General features: G+C 44.1%; 16 protein-coding genes and 1 pseudogene. 10 read left to right on the forward strand and 7 right to left on the reverse strand.

Features of this window, described 5'->3' with window-relative positions; all coding sequences use genetic code 11:
* Positions 1-12 precede the first annotated feature (12 nt).
* Together rimI and tsaD are read left to right on the forward strand one after the other, a co-directional pair.
* Entirely contained in the window at positions 13-528 is a 516-nt protein-coding gene (gene rimI, locus MKX46_RS21895) for a ribosomal protein S18-alanine N-acetyltransferase (RefSeq protein WP_029516243.1), read from the forward strand.
* Positions 525-1589, forward strand: a complete 1065-nt coding sequence (gene tsaD, locus MKX46_RS21900) for a tRNA (adenosine(37)-N6)-threonylcarbamoyltransferase complex transferase subunit TsaD (protein ID WP_023987471.1) — start codon at positions 525-527, stop codon at positions 1587-1589. Before rimI ends, tsaD begins: the two co-directional genes overlap by 4 nt.
* Positions 1590-2135: 546 nt before the next feature.
* Here tsaD and MKX46_RS21905 read toward each other — a convergent pair.
* On the reverse strand, positions 2136-4100 hold the full coding sequence (locus MKX46_RS21905) for an ABC-F family ATP-binding cassette domain-containing protein (RefSeq protein WP_209949684.1): 1965 nt from the start codon (positions 4098-4100) through the stop codon (positions 2136-2138).
* Between the two features lie 270 nt (positions 4101-4370).
* Here MKX46_RS21905 and MKX46_RS21910 point away from each other — a divergent pair, with 270 nt between their 5' ends.
* The 7 genes from MKX46_RS21910 to groL all read left to right on the forward strand — a co-directional run bounded on the left by MKX46_RS21910 (position 4371) and on the right by groL (position 9729).
* On the forward strand, positions 4371-5024 hold the full coding sequence (locus tag MKX46_RS21910) for a 5-formyltetrahydrofolate cyclo-ligase (protein ID WP_029516246.1): 654 nt from the start codon (positions 4371-4373) through the stop codon (positions 5022-5024).
* A 38-nt stretch (positions 5025-5062) separates the two neighbouring features.
* Complete coding sequence (gene moaC / locus MKX46_RS21915) at positions 5063-5551, forward strand: cyclic pyranopterin monophosphate synthase MoaC (protein ID WP_029516247.1); 489 nt, start codon at positions 5063-5065, stop codon at positions 5549-5551.
* A gap of 114 nt (positions 5552-5665) precedes the next feature.
* A complete protein-coding gene (locus MKX46_RS21920) occupies positions 5666-6148 on the forward strand; it encodes a MogA/MoaB family molybdenum cofactor biosynthesis protein (RefSeq protein ID WP_013309212.1) in 483 nt (160 codons plus the stop codon).
* 103 nt (positions 6149-6251) lie between these two features.
* On the forward strand, positions 6252-6509 hold the full coding sequence (locus MKX46_RS21925) for a twin-arginine translocase TatA/TatE family subunit (protein ID WP_039269589.1): 258 nt from the start codon (positions 6252-6254) through the stop codon (positions 6507-6509).
* A gap of 109 nt (positions 6510-6618) precedes the next feature.
* Entirely contained in the window at positions 6619-7386 is a 768-nt protein-coding gene (gene tatC, locus MKX46_RS21930; RefSeq protein WP_069011109.1) for a twin-arginine translocase subunit TatC, read from the forward strand.
* Positions 7387-7745: 359 nt separating this feature from the next.
* Complete coding sequence (gene groES / locus MKX46_RS21935) at positions 7746-8027, forward strand: co-chaperone GroES (protein ID WP_007429271.1); 282 nt, start codon at positions 7746-7748, stop codon at positions 8025-8027.
* A 73-nt stretch (positions 8028-8100) separates the two neighbouring features.
* Positions 8101-9729, forward strand: coding sequence for a chaperonin GroEL (groL, locus tag MKX46_RS21940; protein ID WP_013309215.1), 1629 nt, complete (start codon positions 8101-8103; stop codon positions 9727-9729).
* Positions 9730-9849: 120 nt separating this feature from the next.
* Here the strand turns inward: groL and MKX46_RS21945 are convergent, their stop codons facing one another.
* The 5 genes and pseudogenes from MKX46_RS21945 to MKX46_RS21960 form a co-directional block, all read right to left on the reverse strand.
* The gene (locus MKX46_RS21945; RefSeq protein WP_029516300.1) at positions 9850-10158 is read right to left on the reverse strand and encodes a tyrosine-type recombinase/integrase; all 309 of its coding nucleotides are present in this window, start codon (positions 10156-10158) and stop codon (positions 9850-9852) included.
* A complete protein-coding gene (locus MKX46_RS21950) occupies positions 10055-10528 on the reverse strand; it encodes a hypothetical protein (protein WP_341071930.1) in 474 nt (157 codons plus the stop codon). The genes MKX46_RS21945 and MKX46_RS21950 overlap by 104 nt, the downstream gene beginning before the upstream one ends.
* 313 nt (positions 10529-10841) lie before the next feature.
* Positions 10842-11063 carry a DapH/DapD/GlmU-related protein gene (locus MKX46_RS25630; RefSeq protein WP_445671747.1) on the reverse strand — a complete coding sequence of 74 codons (222 nt, stop codon included), beginning with the start codon at positions 11061-11063 and terminating at the stop codon, positions 10842-10844.
* 228 nt (positions 11064-11291) lie between these two features.
* A pseudogene (locus tag MKX46_RS25635) lies at positions 11292-11519 on the reverse strand (maltose acetyltransferase domain-containing protein); the annotation flags it as partial.
* A gap of 21 nt (positions 11520-11540) precedes the next feature.
* Positions 11541-12914, reverse strand: coding sequence for an MATE family efflux transporter (locus MKX46_RS21960; protein WP_341071781.1), 1374 nt, complete (start codon positions 12912-12914; stop codon positions 11541-11543).
* Positions 12915-13035: 121 nt separating this feature from the next.
* Between MKX46_RS21960 and MKX46_RS21965 the strand changes: the two genes are divergently transcribed.
* A complete protein-coding gene (locus MKX46_RS21965; RefSeq protein WP_341071782.1) occupies positions 13036-13926 on the forward strand; it encodes an AraC family transcriptional regulator in 891 nt (296 codons plus the stop codon).
* A 371-nt stretch (positions 13927-14297) separates the two neighbouring features.
* Here the strand turns inward: MKX46_RS21965 and MKX46_RS21970 are convergent, their stop codons facing one another.
* A complete protein-coding gene (locus MKX46_RS21970) occupies positions 14298-15098 on the reverse strand; it encodes a Cof-type HAD-IIB family hydrolase (protein ID WP_341071786.1) in 801 nt (266 codons plus the stop codon).
* Positions 15099-15191: the final 93 nt, after the last annotated feature.

Below are 15191 nucleotides of genomic sequence, written 5' to 3' on the forward strand. Positions count from 1 at the left end.
GCGGTGAACAACATGGCAAAGAACATACAGCGGGAAGAGAAACTTGAGTTTCGCTTGATGCAACTGGATGATATTCCCGATGTGCTGGAGATTGAGCATGAAGCGTTCACGCTACCGTGGACGGAGGAAGCATTCCGCAATGAGCTGACGATGAATCATTTCGCTAAATATATGATTATGGAACTAGACGGACAAGCCATTGGTTACGCAGGTATGTGGACGATTATGGATGAGGCCCATATTACGAATATTGCGATTCGCGAGGCTTATCGCGGACGCAAGCTTGGAGACAAGCTGTTGAATGAGCTGATGCAGACCGCCTCTTATTTAGGGATGGAACGTATGACGCTAGAGGTGCGGGTAACGAACCGGATCGCTCAGGGCTTGTATGAGAAAAAAGGCTTTAAGCCCGCGGGTGTGCGCAAAGGCTATTATTCGGATAATAACGAGGATGCCGTGATCATGTGGGCGGATCTTCCCGCGCATGGGGCATCCGGTGAACAGGAAGGAAGCGTGCAGAAGCAATGACGCAAGAGGAAAAAGCAGGTACAGGCTCCGCCTCCGGCGAGCCTTGCTATATACTGGCAGTGGAAACGAGTTGTGATGAAACGGCTGTTTCTGTCGTGAAAAATGGCACAGAGGTGCTCTCGAATCTGATTTCCAGTCAGATTGAAACACACAAAGCCTTTGGTGGTGTTGTGCCAGAGGTGGCTTCACGCAAACATGTGGAGAGCATCACCTATATGCTGGACGAGGCCATGCAAACATCGGGAATTACCCCTCGTGAGATTTCGGCGGTTGCCGTGACACAAGGACCAGGACTGGTTGGCGCATTGCTGGTTGGTATTGTCGCCGCTAAGAGTGCTGCTTTGGCATTCGGCAAACCGTTAATCGGGACGCATCATATCGCGGGACATATTTATGCCAATCAGTTGGAGCATGATATCGTATATCCGTGCATTGCTCTCGTTGTGTCAGGAGGACATACAGAGCTAGTGCTGATGGAGTCCGAAGGTCATTTTCAACTCATTGGTCGTACAAGGGATGATGCGGTTGGGGAAGCCTACGACAAAGTAGCGAGAGCCATTGGATTTCCGTATCCCGGCGGTCCGCATGTGGATCGTGTGGCTCATGAATCGGAGGAAGTGGTTACTTTGCCGCGTGCATGGCTGGAGCCAGATTCTTATGACTTTAGCTTTAGTGGTTTGAAATCGGCGGTGCTGAATGTAATTAACCAGACGAAAATGCGCGGAGAAACCGTTCATGTCGGAGCGATCGCAAGAGGTTTTCAAGAGTCGGTCGTCGAGGTGCTGGTGGAAAAGGCGATTCGTGCCATGCGTGAATACGGTGCGAAGCAGCTCCTGCTTTGTGGCGGTGTGGCTGCTAATCGCGGACTGCGTACAGCATTGCGGGAGCGCTGTGAGCGCGAAGGAATCGAGTTGCTTGTACCATCGATGAAATATTGCACAGATAATGCAGCGATGATCGGCGCTGCGGCCTACGCCAAATGGAAGCGCGGGGAATTTACCTCATTGGATATGAAGGCTGATCCAGGGCTGTCTCTGGAAGAATGGTCTGTCCAAACTTAATTGAAGAAGAATGAGCAAGACATGGCACAGTTGAGCCGTGTCTTTTTTGTTCCGCACCATAACTATCATAAAAATATAAATTCAAGAGGATAAAATACAGGAGTTTGAGCAAAAGAATGGCAGCATCTCATTCCCTCGCATGATTCGTCACAATGGTTCACGATTTTTCATAATCCATCAAAAAAATCTGGAATTTTGATATTGCCCGAATAATGATGTGATTTGTCAAGTTGTGAACAAAGTTATCCACATATACCGTTTCGAATGTGGATAACCCAGCCCGAAGCAAGCAGGCTAAGACTTTTTGGAGATAGCAAGTTGGGGGATATGTAACACCTTTAGTTCTTGTAAAATCTGTGGATAATGTGGATAAAAGGGTGGATAAATTTGGTTTTCATTTGAAAATGGCTCTTTATCAATAAAAAAATGGCCTAAAAGGCCATTTTTCAATCTCATTCATACACATAAGCTGTGGATAATCTTGTGTACAAAAATATAGAAGAGGAAAATGTGAAATTTTTAAGGCTAAGATTTTATGCAGTATGTTTATTCTTCTAACAGCTCTTCCCAAGAGGTATAGGTTTCAGTCAATTCCTGTTTACGGGTGTCGAGCTGTGCCTGAATATTCTGAAGCGCTGTGTAATCCTGATAAATCTCAGGTAGGGTCATTTGTTCCTCCAGCCCTAAAATTTGTTCTTCCAGCGTTTTGATCTGGTTTTCCAATGCCTCCAGCTTGCGTTGACGGCTACGTTCCTCGCTTTTGGCTTGTTTGTCTGCAGCATAGGTGGCGGCGCGTGATTTGGATGTGGTCTCGTCTGTCACGGATGCAGAGGTAGCCGATGTTTTGCCGCGTGCGGCCTGATTTGCCTCCAAAGCTTCCTGCGCAATTTCCTCCAATTCCTGCTTTTTAGCTACATAGTCATCATAATTCCCCAGGAAATGTTCTATCCCTCCAGGATGAAGCTCGATGACACGTTCCGCCATTTTGTTCAGGAAATAACGGTCATGGGAAATGAACAACAGTGTACCGTCATAGTCCATCAAAGCCGCTTCCAGCACTTCCTTGCTAAACAGATCCAGATGGTTGGTAGGCTCATCTAGAATTAACACGTTGGCTTCGCGCAGCATGAGCTTGGCCAGAGAAACGCGGGCTTTTTCCCCTCCGCTTAATGCAGCTACTTTTTTTAGTACATCGTCACCGCTAAACAGGAAATTACCCAGCACTGTACGAATACGTGCTTCTTCCATATGAGGATACTCGCTCCACAACTCCTCCAGTACGGTGTTGGCAGGGTTCAGGTTCGTCTGCTCCTGGTCATACAGACCGATTTTGATTTTCGTGCCCCAGTGGATGGAGCCCGCAGCAGGTTTAAGTGATCCGGTCAGACATTTGAGCAACGTCGATTTTCCGATCCCGTTCGGACCAATCAGTGCCACGGTATCTCCACGTTTTAAGTCGAACGATGCGTGCTGGAATAAAGGCTTTTTCCCTTCATATCCCACAGAGAGGTCACGGACCTCCAGTACTTCCTTACCTGACATATGGGCTGTTTCAAAGGAAAAATGAGCCTTTTTCAAGTCTCCCATCGGTCGATCCATACGCTCCATTTTATCTAACTGCTTGCGCCGACTTTGAGCGCGTTTGGTCGTAGAAGCCCGCACAATATTACGTTGTACGAATGCTTCTAAACGGGCAATTTCTCCTTGCTGCTTTTCGTAATGCTTCAGATTCGTTTCGTACTCGGCAGCTTTCAACTCCATGTAGCGGCTGTAGTTGCCTGTATATCGGGTAGAACGATGGCGTTCGATTTCAATAATCGTCGTTACCAATCGGTCCAGAAAATAACGGTCATGTGATACAACCAGCAGAGAACCGGAGTAGCCGCGCAAATAGTCCTCCAACCAGGTTAGTGTTTGAATATCCAGATAGTTGGTAGGCTCATCAAGCATGAGGACATCTGGGGCGAGCAGTAGGATGCGCGCTAGCGCAAGCCGAGTTTTCTGTCCTCCGCTCAAGGTAGCTACAGGCGTTTCAGGTGCAAATGAGCCAAAGCCCATGCCGTGCAGCACGCTGCGAATACGGGTCTCCATTTCATAACCACCGTGATCCTTGAACCAGTCTGAACGACGTGCATAGCGTTCCAGCAGATCTGCGTAGCGTTTTTCGTTTTGAGCATTGGCCAGGTCAGCGATGTCCTGTTCCATTTGCCGCAGTTCCCGTTCCGCTTCAATCAGGGGAGTGAACACCAGCATCATTTCCCCCCAGATAGAACGGTCAGAATTCAAGCCGCTGTTTTGCGCCAGATAACCGATGCTGGTCTCCTTTGCCTTGAAAATTTGTCCACTGTCATAGGATATTTCACCAGCAATGATTTTGAGCAGGGTCGATTTGCCTGCACCGTTCACACCTACGAGTCCAATACGTTCACGTTCCAATATTTGAAGGTTAATCCCGTCCAGAACGGGCTCAATTCCATAAGATTTAGTAATTCCGGTTACTTGCAATAGCATAGCGTATCGTTCCTCCATTACATTTTGCACAGTTCTACCTGCTTTTTTCGCAGGTACCTTCCTTCCAGTTTACATGAAATTACCCACTATTGCACTGCTTTCACCCTGTAAACCCTTGAGCCGCGTGTAGTCAATTTGTATAAACAATGATAAACTTAAGCGAGAAGTGAAAAAGAATGAAAAAAACTTGCAACGTACAGCACTTACTGACAAATGGGACAATAGCAACGTATTAAAGATTATCGACGATTGTGCGGGAGGGCGGATGTGATGGATGTCTGTAATGTGAAGAACGCGCTGCGTTTGCAGCAACGGGAGGCGCGTGACTCCATGGACCCGCTGACAAGGCAGAAGGCATCGGCTGTGGCCTGTCGGCATGCAATCGAGGCATGGGAGCAGCTTAGAATAGACAGAAACGGAGATAAGCTAACCTTATTTAGTTATCTCTCTTTTGGCAGCGAGATTTCGACGACTCCCCTCATTGAGCATTGCTGGTCACAGGGAGATCGTGTCCTGGCTCCAAGAGTGGATTCGGTAACTCGGACGATGGAGCTGAGGGAGATGGATCAGAACGGAGATATTGTACCCGGCGTCTGGAACATCCCTGAGCCTGCTTTGACATGCAAGGAATGGTCGCCTGAAATGTGGACGGGAATTGACTGGGTTGTTGTGCCTGGCTTGGCCTTTGATCGTCGAGGGGGCAGGATTGGCTACGGCGGAGGCTATTATGACCGCTTTACCGTACAGGTAGAGGCAGAGAAGCGTAACAACAGCCACGTAGGTCCGCTGTATGTCTCGCTGCTACTGCCGGGACAATTGCTCACACAGGTGCCTATGGAGCCAAGGGATTTGCGAGTGGACGTGCTGTTTACTCTGGATGGACGCTTAGATTGTGATTATGCAAAATTGACAAATGATGAATGAAGTAAAGTTGGGTATGTGAAAGGAGCTGTGAGGGAGTCGTGGATTCCTTTACTCATTTTAACGAACAGGGACGTGCTCGTATGGTAGATATTTCGGGTAAAACGTCTACGGTTCGTACAGCAGTTGCCGTGACTCAGATTACGATGAATCCGGCTACATTGACGGCTGTAAAAGAAGGAAGAATCGGCAAGGGTGATGTTCTTGCTGTGGCCCAGGTCGCAGGGATTCAAGGCGCGAAAAAAACGTCAGACTGGATACCGATGTGTCATCCACTGGCTCTGACAGGCGTGAACATTACTTTTTCCGATAATGGACATGATGTGCTTCATATTGAAGTTGAAGTGAAGACCGAAGGTAAGACAGGTGTAGAAATGGAAGCTTTGACAGCGGCTTCAGCCGCAGCGTTAACCGTGTATGATATGTGCAAGGCGCTGCAAAAAGATATGATCATCGGCCCTACCATGCTGCAATCCAAAACAGGTGGCAAGCATGGGGATTTTCAACGGGAGGACCACCGGGAACCTTGACATAGATAAACATTGTCGCCGAGAGGGTACTGTGATGTGATGCAGGATGCAGCGTGGCTGTTTCTGATTTTCAGAAGAGAAAGTATTCTTTCATGATAGGAGAAGGGTGATCTTATGGTGTGGAAAACGGCGATCCTAACAGCCAGTGATAAAGGGGCAAGGGGAGAGCGTGAGGATACAAGCGCACAGGTCATCCGGGAACTCATCGAAGAAGAACTGGGCGGAGAGATTGTGGAATACCGGATCGTTCCCGATGAACCGGATGAAATTATTGCTGCTTTAATCGAAATGACCGATTATTTTCATGCAGACCTGGTACTAACTACGGGCGGGACTGAGCTGGCCATTCGTGATGTGACACCCGAGGCGACTCGGCGGGTTGTGGAACGGGAAGTGCCGGGTATGGCAGAGGCCATGAGAATGATCGTGATGCAGAAAAATCCAGCGGCTATGCTATTCCGTGGAATCGTGGGAATACGCGGACGTACACTGATCGTCAATTTGCCAGGAACGCCCAAAGGCGTGCATGAAAATTTGGCAGCGATAATGGACCAGCTTCCAGAAGCGTTGCTTATGGTGACAGGTCAGTTCCGGTAGAAGGCAGCACATCGTGTGTGGTATGATACCTATAAGAATTTATAAGGCCGTATACGGACAAAGATTCTTATTTTGTTCGTCAACATAAGGAGGATTACTACACATGCCCAATATTGGAGCACCGGGTTATATTTTGTTAATTATTCTGGCGCTGCTGCTATTTGGTCCGAACAAGCTGCCTGAGCTGGGTCGAGCTGTAGGGCGTACATTCCGTGAGTTTAAAAACGGGGCACGCGATATTTTATCAGAAGATGAACGGACTGAGCGTAAAGACAGCAAAGATAGTGTGGTCAAAGCATCACAAACGACGTCTTCAGAAGTTCAACCTCAGCCTCAGTCTGAGGATAAACGCTTGTCATAGATTTAGTGATCGATTCTTGATCTTGTACTAAACAAAAGCCTCTTCTTCAGTGAAGGGCTTTATTTTTTAGGAGGCGCTGCTGCGTTCCGTTCAGAAAGGAGGAGTGGATTTGACCCCATCAGAGCATGAAATGCCGTTAATGGAACATCTGGGTGAGCTTCGCCGCAGAATAATTTATGTGCTAATTGTATTTGTATTGGCACTGGCTGGTGGTCTGTTCGCGGCGGGTTCTGTCTATGACTGGCTTATTCGCTCCGGTTCGGCGCAAGCTTTTCAGTTAAACGCGTTTTCCTTTTGGGACGGGATTGGTATCTACATGAAGATTGCCATGATCATCGGGATTGCGGTGGCGCTACCGTTTGCATGCTACCAACTGTGGAAATTTGTCAGCCCGGGATTAAGGCCGCAAGAACGAAGTGCGACTTTGCGGTATGTGCCTTATGTGCTGCTTTTATTCATCATTGGGACAGCTTTTGCTTATTTCATTATTTTCCCGATGGCGATTCAGTTTACATCGTCTGTCACCAAAAGTATGGGATTACAGGAAACGTACGGGATCGCACAATATTTCACCTTTATGTTTAATATTGTACTGCCTGTAGCGCTACTGTTTGAGCTCCCCCTGCTTATCATGTTTCTGACGGGGATTCATGTTTTAACACCAATGCGGCTTCGCAAATGGCGGAAGATTTCTTATTTTCTGCTGGTGTTTGTCGCGGTTGTCATTACCCCGCCGGATTTTATTTCCGATTTTTTGGTGGCGATTCCGTTGCTGGTGTTATATGAAGTGAGCGTGTACTTGTCTTCGGTCGTGTACCGCAAGCAACTGCGTGCACAGGAGGAACGTGAGGCTCAATTGCGTGTAGCTTCAGAATAATAAGGCAGGACTTGAATGGCTCAGTAAATAATTTATTCGGGTCGCGCTTCATGGCAACTTGCAGATGATGAATAGCATTTGTATATCATGACTATGTACAGAGCATGAACAGTAGCGGCTTAGTCCCCTGAAAAATAACCATTAGCCTTGAGTTAACGGTTATTTTTCAGATAGATGGATATAATCGGGAAGGGCTGTCCATAAAAATTCCCATAAAAAATACATTAGGGACTTGAAATTCAATCCCAAGTTGAGTATCATAAAGTTGGTTGTTAGCACTGACGACTGTCGAGTGCTAATACATACAACATAACAACCAAATTACAGGATAAAACACTTAATAAGGAGGCTATTTTTTCATGATCAAACCTTTGGGTGAACGCGTATTGGTGGAAGCAATTGAGCAAGAGACAACGACTTCCTTCGGGATCGTACTTCCTGACTCTGCCAAGGAAAAGCCGCAAGAAGGCAAAATTATCGCGGTTGGCGCAGGCGCATTGAAAGACGGTGCCCGTATTCCTCTGGAAGTAAAAGAAGGCGACCGTGTCATTTTCTCTAAATACGCTGGAACGGAAATCAAATATGAAGGTAAAGAATATTTGATTATGAAAGAAAGCGATATTCACGCGATCATCGGTTAACCGGAACCCGGACAAGACCTGAATATAGGAATTGAAACAAATCATTCATAATCCATAGGGAGGTTTATCACAAATGGCTAAAGATATTAAATTCAGTGAAGACGCTCGTCGCTCTATGCTGCGCGGGGTTGACGCATTGGCTAACGCTGTTAAAGTAACACTCGGACCGAAAGGCCGTAACGTTGTACTGGAGAAAAAATTCGGTAGCCCGCTCATCACTAATGACGGTGTAACGATTGCAAAAGAAATCGAGCTGGAAGACGCGTTCGAAAACATGGGCGCTCAACTGGTTAAAGAAGTAGCGACCAAAACGAACGATGTAGCTGGTGATGGTACGACTACTGCTACTGTTTTGGCTCAAGCCCTCATCACAGAAGGCCTGAAAAACGTAACTGCTGGCGCAAGCCCAATCGGTATCCGTAAAGGGATCGACAAAGCGGTTAAAGCGGCTGTTGCTGAACTGCAAGCCATCTCCAAACCAATCGAAAGCAAACAATCCATTGCTCAAGTAGCTGGTATTTCCGCTGCTGATGACGAAGTAGGCGAACTGATCGCTGAAGCTATGGAAAAAGTGGGCAAAGACGGTGTAATCACGGTTGAAGAATCCCGCGGGTTTGCAACAGAGCTGGAAGTGGTTGAAGGTATGCAATTTGACCGTGGCTACATTTCCCCGTACATGATTACAGATACGGACAAAATGGAAGCTGTACTGGACAATCCGTATATCCTGATCACAGACAAAAAAATCACAAACACACAAGAAATCCTGCCATTGCTTGAAAAAATCGTACAACAAGGCAAGCCACTCGTTCTGATCGCTGAAGACATCGAAGGCGAAGCGCTGGCTATGCTCGTTGTTAACAAACTGCGTGGTACATTCAACGCTGTAGCTGTTAAAGCTCCAGGCTTTGGTGACCGTCGTAAAGCAATGTTGCAAGATATCGCTGCCCTGACAGGCGGTCAAGTGATCACGGAAGAACTGGGTCTGGACCTGAAAACAGCTTCCGTAGACCAACTGGGTACAGCACGTCAAGTGCGTATCACAAAAGAAAATACGATTGTGGTTGACGGTGCTGGAAACAAAGCCGACATCGACGCTCGTGTTAGCCAAATCCGTACGCAACTGGAAGAAACCACTTCCGAGTTCGACAAAGAGAAACTGCAAGAGCGTCTGGCTAAATTGTCCGGCGGCGTAGCAGTCATCAAAGTCGGTGCGGCTACTGAAACAGAATTGAAAGAACGCAAACTGCGCATCGAAGATGCTCTGAACGCAACCCGTGCTGCGGTTGAAGAAGGTATCGTATCCGGTGGTGGTGTAGCGCTCCTGAACGTATACAAAGCAGTTGCAGCTGTTGAACTGCAAGGCGACGAGCAAACAGGCGTGAACATCGTGTTGCGCGCTCTGGAAGCTCCAATCCGCACCATTGCTGCTAACGCAGGTGAAGAAGGCTCTGTAATCGTTGAGCGTCTGAAACGCGAAGAAGTTGGCGTAGGCTTTAACGCAGCTACTGGCGACTGGGTAAACATGATCGACGCTGGTATCGTTGACCCTGCGAAAGTAACTCGTTATGCATTGCAAAACGCTGCTTCCGTAGCGGCAATGTTCCTGACTACTGAAGCGGTTATCGCTGACAAGCCAGAACCAGAAAAGGCTGCAATGCCTGACATGGGCGGCATGGGTGGAATGGGCGGCATGATGTAATTAGGGCCTCAAAACCCTGTAATACCGCTATTTAAAGGGCTCCCGAGAGGGAGCCCTTTTCTATAAAATCACATAAAAATCACATAAAAATCACATAAAAATCACATTCTCTGCAACGAGTCAGATTTGAAGGATGTCTGAGAAGTGATTTTTAATCTTCGCATTGGCATTTTTCTTCATTTTCTCCGTAACGTGTGTATAGACTTTCAATGTCGTTTTTGCGTCATCATGACCAACTCGCTTCATGATTGTTTTGATATCAACTTCAGCTTCAGTCAGCATCGATATGTGAGTGTGCCGAAAAATGTGAGGAGTAGCTTTCTTTTTAATTGAGGTTTTCTTGAGAATACGTTCCATACGGATTAATATATTTTTTTGAATGAGTGCCGTTCTTGTGGGCAAAAACAAAGTTGTTTTCATGATAATCATCAAATAATTTCTTGCATTCAAGTCTGAAAGCTTGTTGTTTAACAATGTGTCTTTGGAGCAAATTCATAACGTTATCAATTATATTAAATTTACCAATAGATCCTGTAGATTTGGGTGGAGTTAGAGTGTATTTACGCATATTATTATCAGGATTGTAAAGTGTCTTGGTTATTCGTAACTTATTTAATTCAAAGTTAAAGTCCGTATCTTTTAAAGCACAGAGTTCCCCAGATCGTATCCCTGAAAAGGCAAGCAAGTGAAAGATTTCAATGTCATTAGCTAAACCATGTTCATTAACTACATTTAAAAATTCAGCCAGTTCATGTTTTTCTAAGTAACCATCCTTCAAAAAAATGGTGCTTTTAGCCATCGCGGCTAGCTTTTTTGTTTATTATTACTGTATGCATTGTTATTAATTTGATACGATATGCTGATCATTTTGATGCGCATCTTCATTAAAGTAATGTTCAAACTGTTTTTGCATTTTATCGGATACCAAGTGAGTGTGGCGTGAATGAACAATTGCTGTAATGACAAAATAAAGGGAAAGTATTGTAAGAAAAAAATAAATTATATTCATCGAAAAACTCCTCTCCGGAAGGTAGATGATCGAAGATTGTATGGTTCCATTTGACTTTATGTGAGCCGTATTTTTATTCTATAAAACTATTGGTCACTTTTTCTCACCATTCAACTTGATCAAAACGCATGTCTTTATAGTAGAACTCTCTATCATGATCCGTAATCTCCCGAAGAACTCTGCATGGATTTCCAACAGCTATTACATTCGCCGGGATATCCTTGGTTACCACACTACCAGCACCAATTACACTCCCTTTGCCAATCGTGACTCCTGGAACAATAATCGCTCCGCTCCCGATCCATGCCCCATCCTCAATGGCCACTGGTAATGCAAACATCCCGCCTTCTTTGCGCTTTTCTGGATGTACAGGATGATTCGTTACAGCAATCGTTACATTCGGGCCAAACATGACATCATTACCAATCGCAACTTTATAGTCGTCAACCACGGTTAGATTGAAATTGATATACACATTATTTCCTACGGTCGTATTTGAACCATAAGACATGCGAATTGGCGGCTCCATCCATACATTTTCTCCAATGCTTCCAAAAAGTTGTTTCATTAACGTTTTGCGCATTTCAACATCATCTGGATGCAAATTATTAATTTCATAGCATATTGCCTTACCACGCTGGCGTGCTTTTGCCAACTCTGCAGCCTCTTTCGGATAATTAGCATCGTGATCTGTAAATAATTGTTTGCTAGCCATTCTTTCTTGGATATTCATGCTACATTCTCCTTTATACATGCTTATATTTATTAGAGTAAATTGCATAACCCTTAGTTATGGTCAGGTTTATGCAAAGTTTCTAGTTATGTTGTTAAGCCACTTAAACTGTCGATAGCGAATAAAAGCAATGGGCAGTTTAATCACCTCGTCTAGGCAGATGACGATATATAAGAAAATGGGGGAGACTTGCCAAACAAAAGCACATAGGTAACTAAGCGGTAGAATAATAAGCCACATGACAACAGTGTCGCACCAAAATCCAAATTTAGAATCCCCACCAGCCGTGAATATACCCGCTATAGTTGTGGAGTTTATCGATTTGGCTATACAATAATACGCACTAATGTACAGCATGCCATCTAGGTAACTTTGAGCAGTTGGATTCAAATTGACGATGGAGTATACCAATGGTTTAATGAACAGAATCGTGCAGCCTGCAATGACTCCAAATATCAAAGCATAAAAACACATTTTGTTGCCCGCATGCTTTGCTTTCTCGATGTCACCCTGTCCCAAATACTTTCCAACAAGTACAGAGCCCCCTGTAGCGATGCCTCCACAGAGAACAACTGCTAGATTTTTAACGACGGACGCTATCGAGTTAGCTGCTACCATATCGGAGTTCACATGGCCAATAATTGCAGCCGTGGCGGTAAGAGCTCCTCCCCAAACGATATAATTCCCCTGTATAGGCAGAGTGTATTTTAAGAAATCCTTTAATAAATTTCGTTGAATGCCATCACGTACAGGCAAACGAAAACGAATGGATCCCTTTGTTACAGAGTGAATCATACAACAGGCTAGTTCAATAATCCGTGCTAAAACCGTGGCAAGTGCTACGGCGGAAATGGCCAGTTCGGGCCTTGATGGGAATAAAACAAAAATGCAAAAGGCATTAAACAAAATGTTTAGGATTAAACATAAGGAACTAATCCACGCACTAAGTTTTGCATTTTCCATACTTCTAATCACACTGAGATACATCTGCGATATTCCCATCACAAGATAAGAAAAGGAATTCATTTGTAAAAACCTTGAGCCGAATCGAATCAGTTCTGCATCATTGGTGAATAAACGCATAAGTGTACCCGGAAGAAAGAAGGAAGATAAAAAAAACAAAATGGAGACACAAAAGGAGAACATGCAAGCGATGCTAAGAATGCGCTGTATGGTTGAAGTATCCTTTTTCCCCCAGTATTGCGCAGTGAGGATACTTGCCCCCGCTGACATTCCCATGTAAAACAATGTTAATGTGAAAGTAATTTGCCCTGCGAGTGATACAGCTGACATTGCGGATTGACTAATCATACCCAGCATAACTACATCAACGGATATCACAGTTGCTGATATTAAATTTTGTAATGCAATGGGAATGACGAGCGTCATTAACTCCCGATTAAAATCACGATTAGATCCTTTGAGTTGTATGCGGTTTCTCACCTATATCCTATCCTCCCCACTGATCTACACAATATAAGGATAGGATAATATCATTGTTGTTTCCATTAATATTGGCTATAATTTTATAAAAATCGTATATTTACAAAGGGTGGTCTCTTTGATGACAAATTTAGAGGTGTTTTCTGATTTATCAGAACGTTTGAATTATAATCTTCCTGATTTACCGCTTTATGTCCGAAAGGGAAGCCTTCATCAATTTAACAATTATGCAGCAGTAGCGCATTGGCATTTGGACATAGAGTTTATCTACATATTGCAAGGATCGATGGATTTCTCCGTGAATGGAAGTATCACTCGATTGCATCAAGGGGATGGACTTTTTGTGAATAGCCAACGTTTGCATTTCGGCTATTCTCTTGCAGACCATAAAGATTGTTTATTCCTTGTCGTCGTCATTCATCCCTCGATCCTTGGTGAGAAGCCTTCATTTATTCAAACATACTGGGGGGAAAAGTTTAGTCTAATGATGGCTGATTTTGTTGTACTTACAGATCAGGCTGATTGGCAGCAAAGAATATTACTGTCCATTCAAGAAATCTATCAGGAAATGCATAAGGAGCATACTCCTCCAAATCCGCTTCGTCTGGCATCACAAGCTTTATCTTTGTGTGCAACAATAGGGGATCATTTGCAACCCATTTCTGGGCAACCTGGAGCATTAACGCATGTTCAGGAAATGACTCGTTTCATTCATCAAAACTATGATCAAAAAATAACTCTTGAGGAGATCGCCTACGCAGGAGCCGTTTGTAGAAGCCGGTGTTGTACATTATTTAACAAGTATGTGGGCCAGACACCCAACAATTATGTCACTCAATATCGTCTTCAAAAAAGTTGCGAAATGTTAAAAGAAACACGAAGATCCATAAGTGAAATTGCACTTGCCTGCGGTTTTCAAAGTGCTAGTTATTTTTCATCCATTTTTCGTAAACAGATGGGTGTAGTTCCACAAAATTATCGAAAACAAGTTTCGAATAACGATTCAACTTGAATGGAAGTAATACAAACATAATTGTAATAATTTGGATTATAATAGTCTTCCAATCAAATATTATTTTCTCAAAAGCGTAATATAGAAATTCAAACAATAAGGAGTACGGATTTTACGTAGAGGAACAATCTGTTTTTTTACGGAGAGCGCTAACATGCCAGCGTCTTTTTAGATATTTTGGGGCAACATATCCCGCAAAAGTTTCATTCTTTATTGATACATGTGATGAGTCTGCTCATAAATCATTTCTTTTTCGGTACATAATAACCATTGGAAGTGCCTGTTTCTGCAACTCAAATGATAAAAGAGCGGGGCAAACACACCATTGCCCCGCTCTTTTACATAATGCAATACCAGTTGACAGACAAGGATCACTGCAAATCCAGTATTTTTTGAATCGTGAGAAGAACACCATTTTCTTCGTTTGACTTAGTAATGAAGTTTGCTGCTTTTTTAGTATTTTCACAAGCATTACTCACTGCAAAACTGTATTTCGCGATTGCCATGAGTTCCACATCATTCTCGCCGTCACCAAATGACATTGTTTCCTCGTATGTGACGCCCAACATTTTTTGCAGTTTCTTTACTGTCTCACCTTTATGCGTATGCAATGCCGTGATATCCAGCCATCTAGCTTCTGAATCAACAATATAAATTTGTCCACCCAACGTATTCTCAACATGCGCTCTTAATGCTGTACTTCGTCCCTCCGTGTCGAAGACCGTAATTTTGATAAAACAGCTATCTATGTTTGCAAAGGAGTCTGTTTTTAATACACGTTCATAGGAGCCTTTAACAACGTTATACATATCTTCTGAAATGGAAGAATGAACGTACGCAGCATCACTTGCACATACAATAAGTGTCATATTGTTGTCGAATTCTTGAATTTGATCAATCGCCTGTAGAGCTAGATCTCGATCAATACTAAACTCTTTAACCACTTGGCCATCTTTTTTAATTCGAGCAGCACTGTCACCCAGTATCCAAACTCCCTTGCCATGTTCGTCAAACAATTTTTCAACACGCTCACATTGTTTACCTGTACATGCGACAAACGTGACTCCTTTTTGCTGCATCTCTGCATAAACTGTTTTGAAAAGTTCGACATCGTACAGACTTTTATTGTTCAGAAATGTTCCGTCTAGATCAGTGACTACAAGTTTAATCATAATTATTACCCTCCTGTTTTTTGTTTGTCTTGTTTATCCTTCTGATTGCAATGATCGACGTATTTCACTTGCATGTTTTCCACCAGAATTTGA

The sequence above is a fragment of the Paenibacillus sp. FSL P4-0113 genome (assembly GCF_038009305.1).
Lineage (GTDB): Bacteria > Bacillota > Bacilli > Paenibacillales > Paenibacillaceae > Paenibacillus > Paenibacillus polymyxa_D.

What these genes read in the sequence shown, in the direction of transcription:
- MKX46_RS21920 (WP_013309212.1), top strand. Translation starts at nt 5,666, where the DNA reads ATGGTGTGGAAAACGGCGATCCTAACAGCCAGTGATAAAGGGGCAAGG.
- groES (WP_007429271.1), top strand. Translation starts at nt 7,746, where the DNA reads ATGATCAAACCTTTGGGTGAACGCGTATTGGTGGAAGCAATTGAGCAA.
- MKX46_RS21945 (WP_029516300.1), bottom strand. Translation starts at nt 10,158, where the DNA reads ATGATTATCATGAAAACAACTTTGTTTTTGCCCACAAGAACGGCACTC.
- MKX46_RS21925 (WP_039269589.1), top strand. Translation starts at nt 6,252, where the DNA reads ATGCCCAATATTGGAGCACCGGGTTATATTTTGTTAATTATTCTGGCG.
- MKX46_RS21970 (WP_341071786.1), bottom strand. Translation starts at nt 15,098, where the DNA reads ATGATTAAACTTGTAGTCACTGATCTAGACGGAACATTTCTGAACAAT.
- MKX46_RS21905 (WP_209949684.1), bottom strand. Translation starts at nt 4,100, where the DNA reads ATGCTATTGCAAGTAACCGGAATTACTAAATCTTATGGAATTGAGCCC.
- rimI (WP_029516243.1), top strand. Translation starts at nt 13, where the DNA reads ATGGCAAAGAACATACAGCGGGAAGAGAAACTTGAGTTTCGCTTGATG.
- MKX46_RS21910 (WP_029516246.1), top strand. Translation starts at nt 4,371, where the DNA reads ATGGATGTCTGTAATGTGAAGAACGCGCTGCGTTTGCAGCAACGGGAG.
- groL (WP_013309215.1), top strand. Translation starts at nt 8,101, where the DNA reads ATGGCTAAAGATATTAAATTCAGTGAAGACGCTCGTCGCTCTATGCTG.
- tsaD (WP_023987471.1), top strand. Translation starts at nt 525, where the DNA reads ATGACGCAAGAGGAAAAAGCAGGTACAGGCTCCGCCTCCGGCGAGCCT.
- MKX46_RS21965 (WP_341071782.1), top strand. Translation starts at nt 13,036, where the DNA reads ATGACAAATTTAGAGGTGTTTTCTGATTTATCAGAACGTTTGAATTAT.
- MKX46_RS21950 (WP_341071930.1), bottom strand. Translation starts at nt 10,528, where the DNA reads ATGGCTAAAAGCACCATTTTTTTGAAGGATGGTTACTTAGAAAAACAT.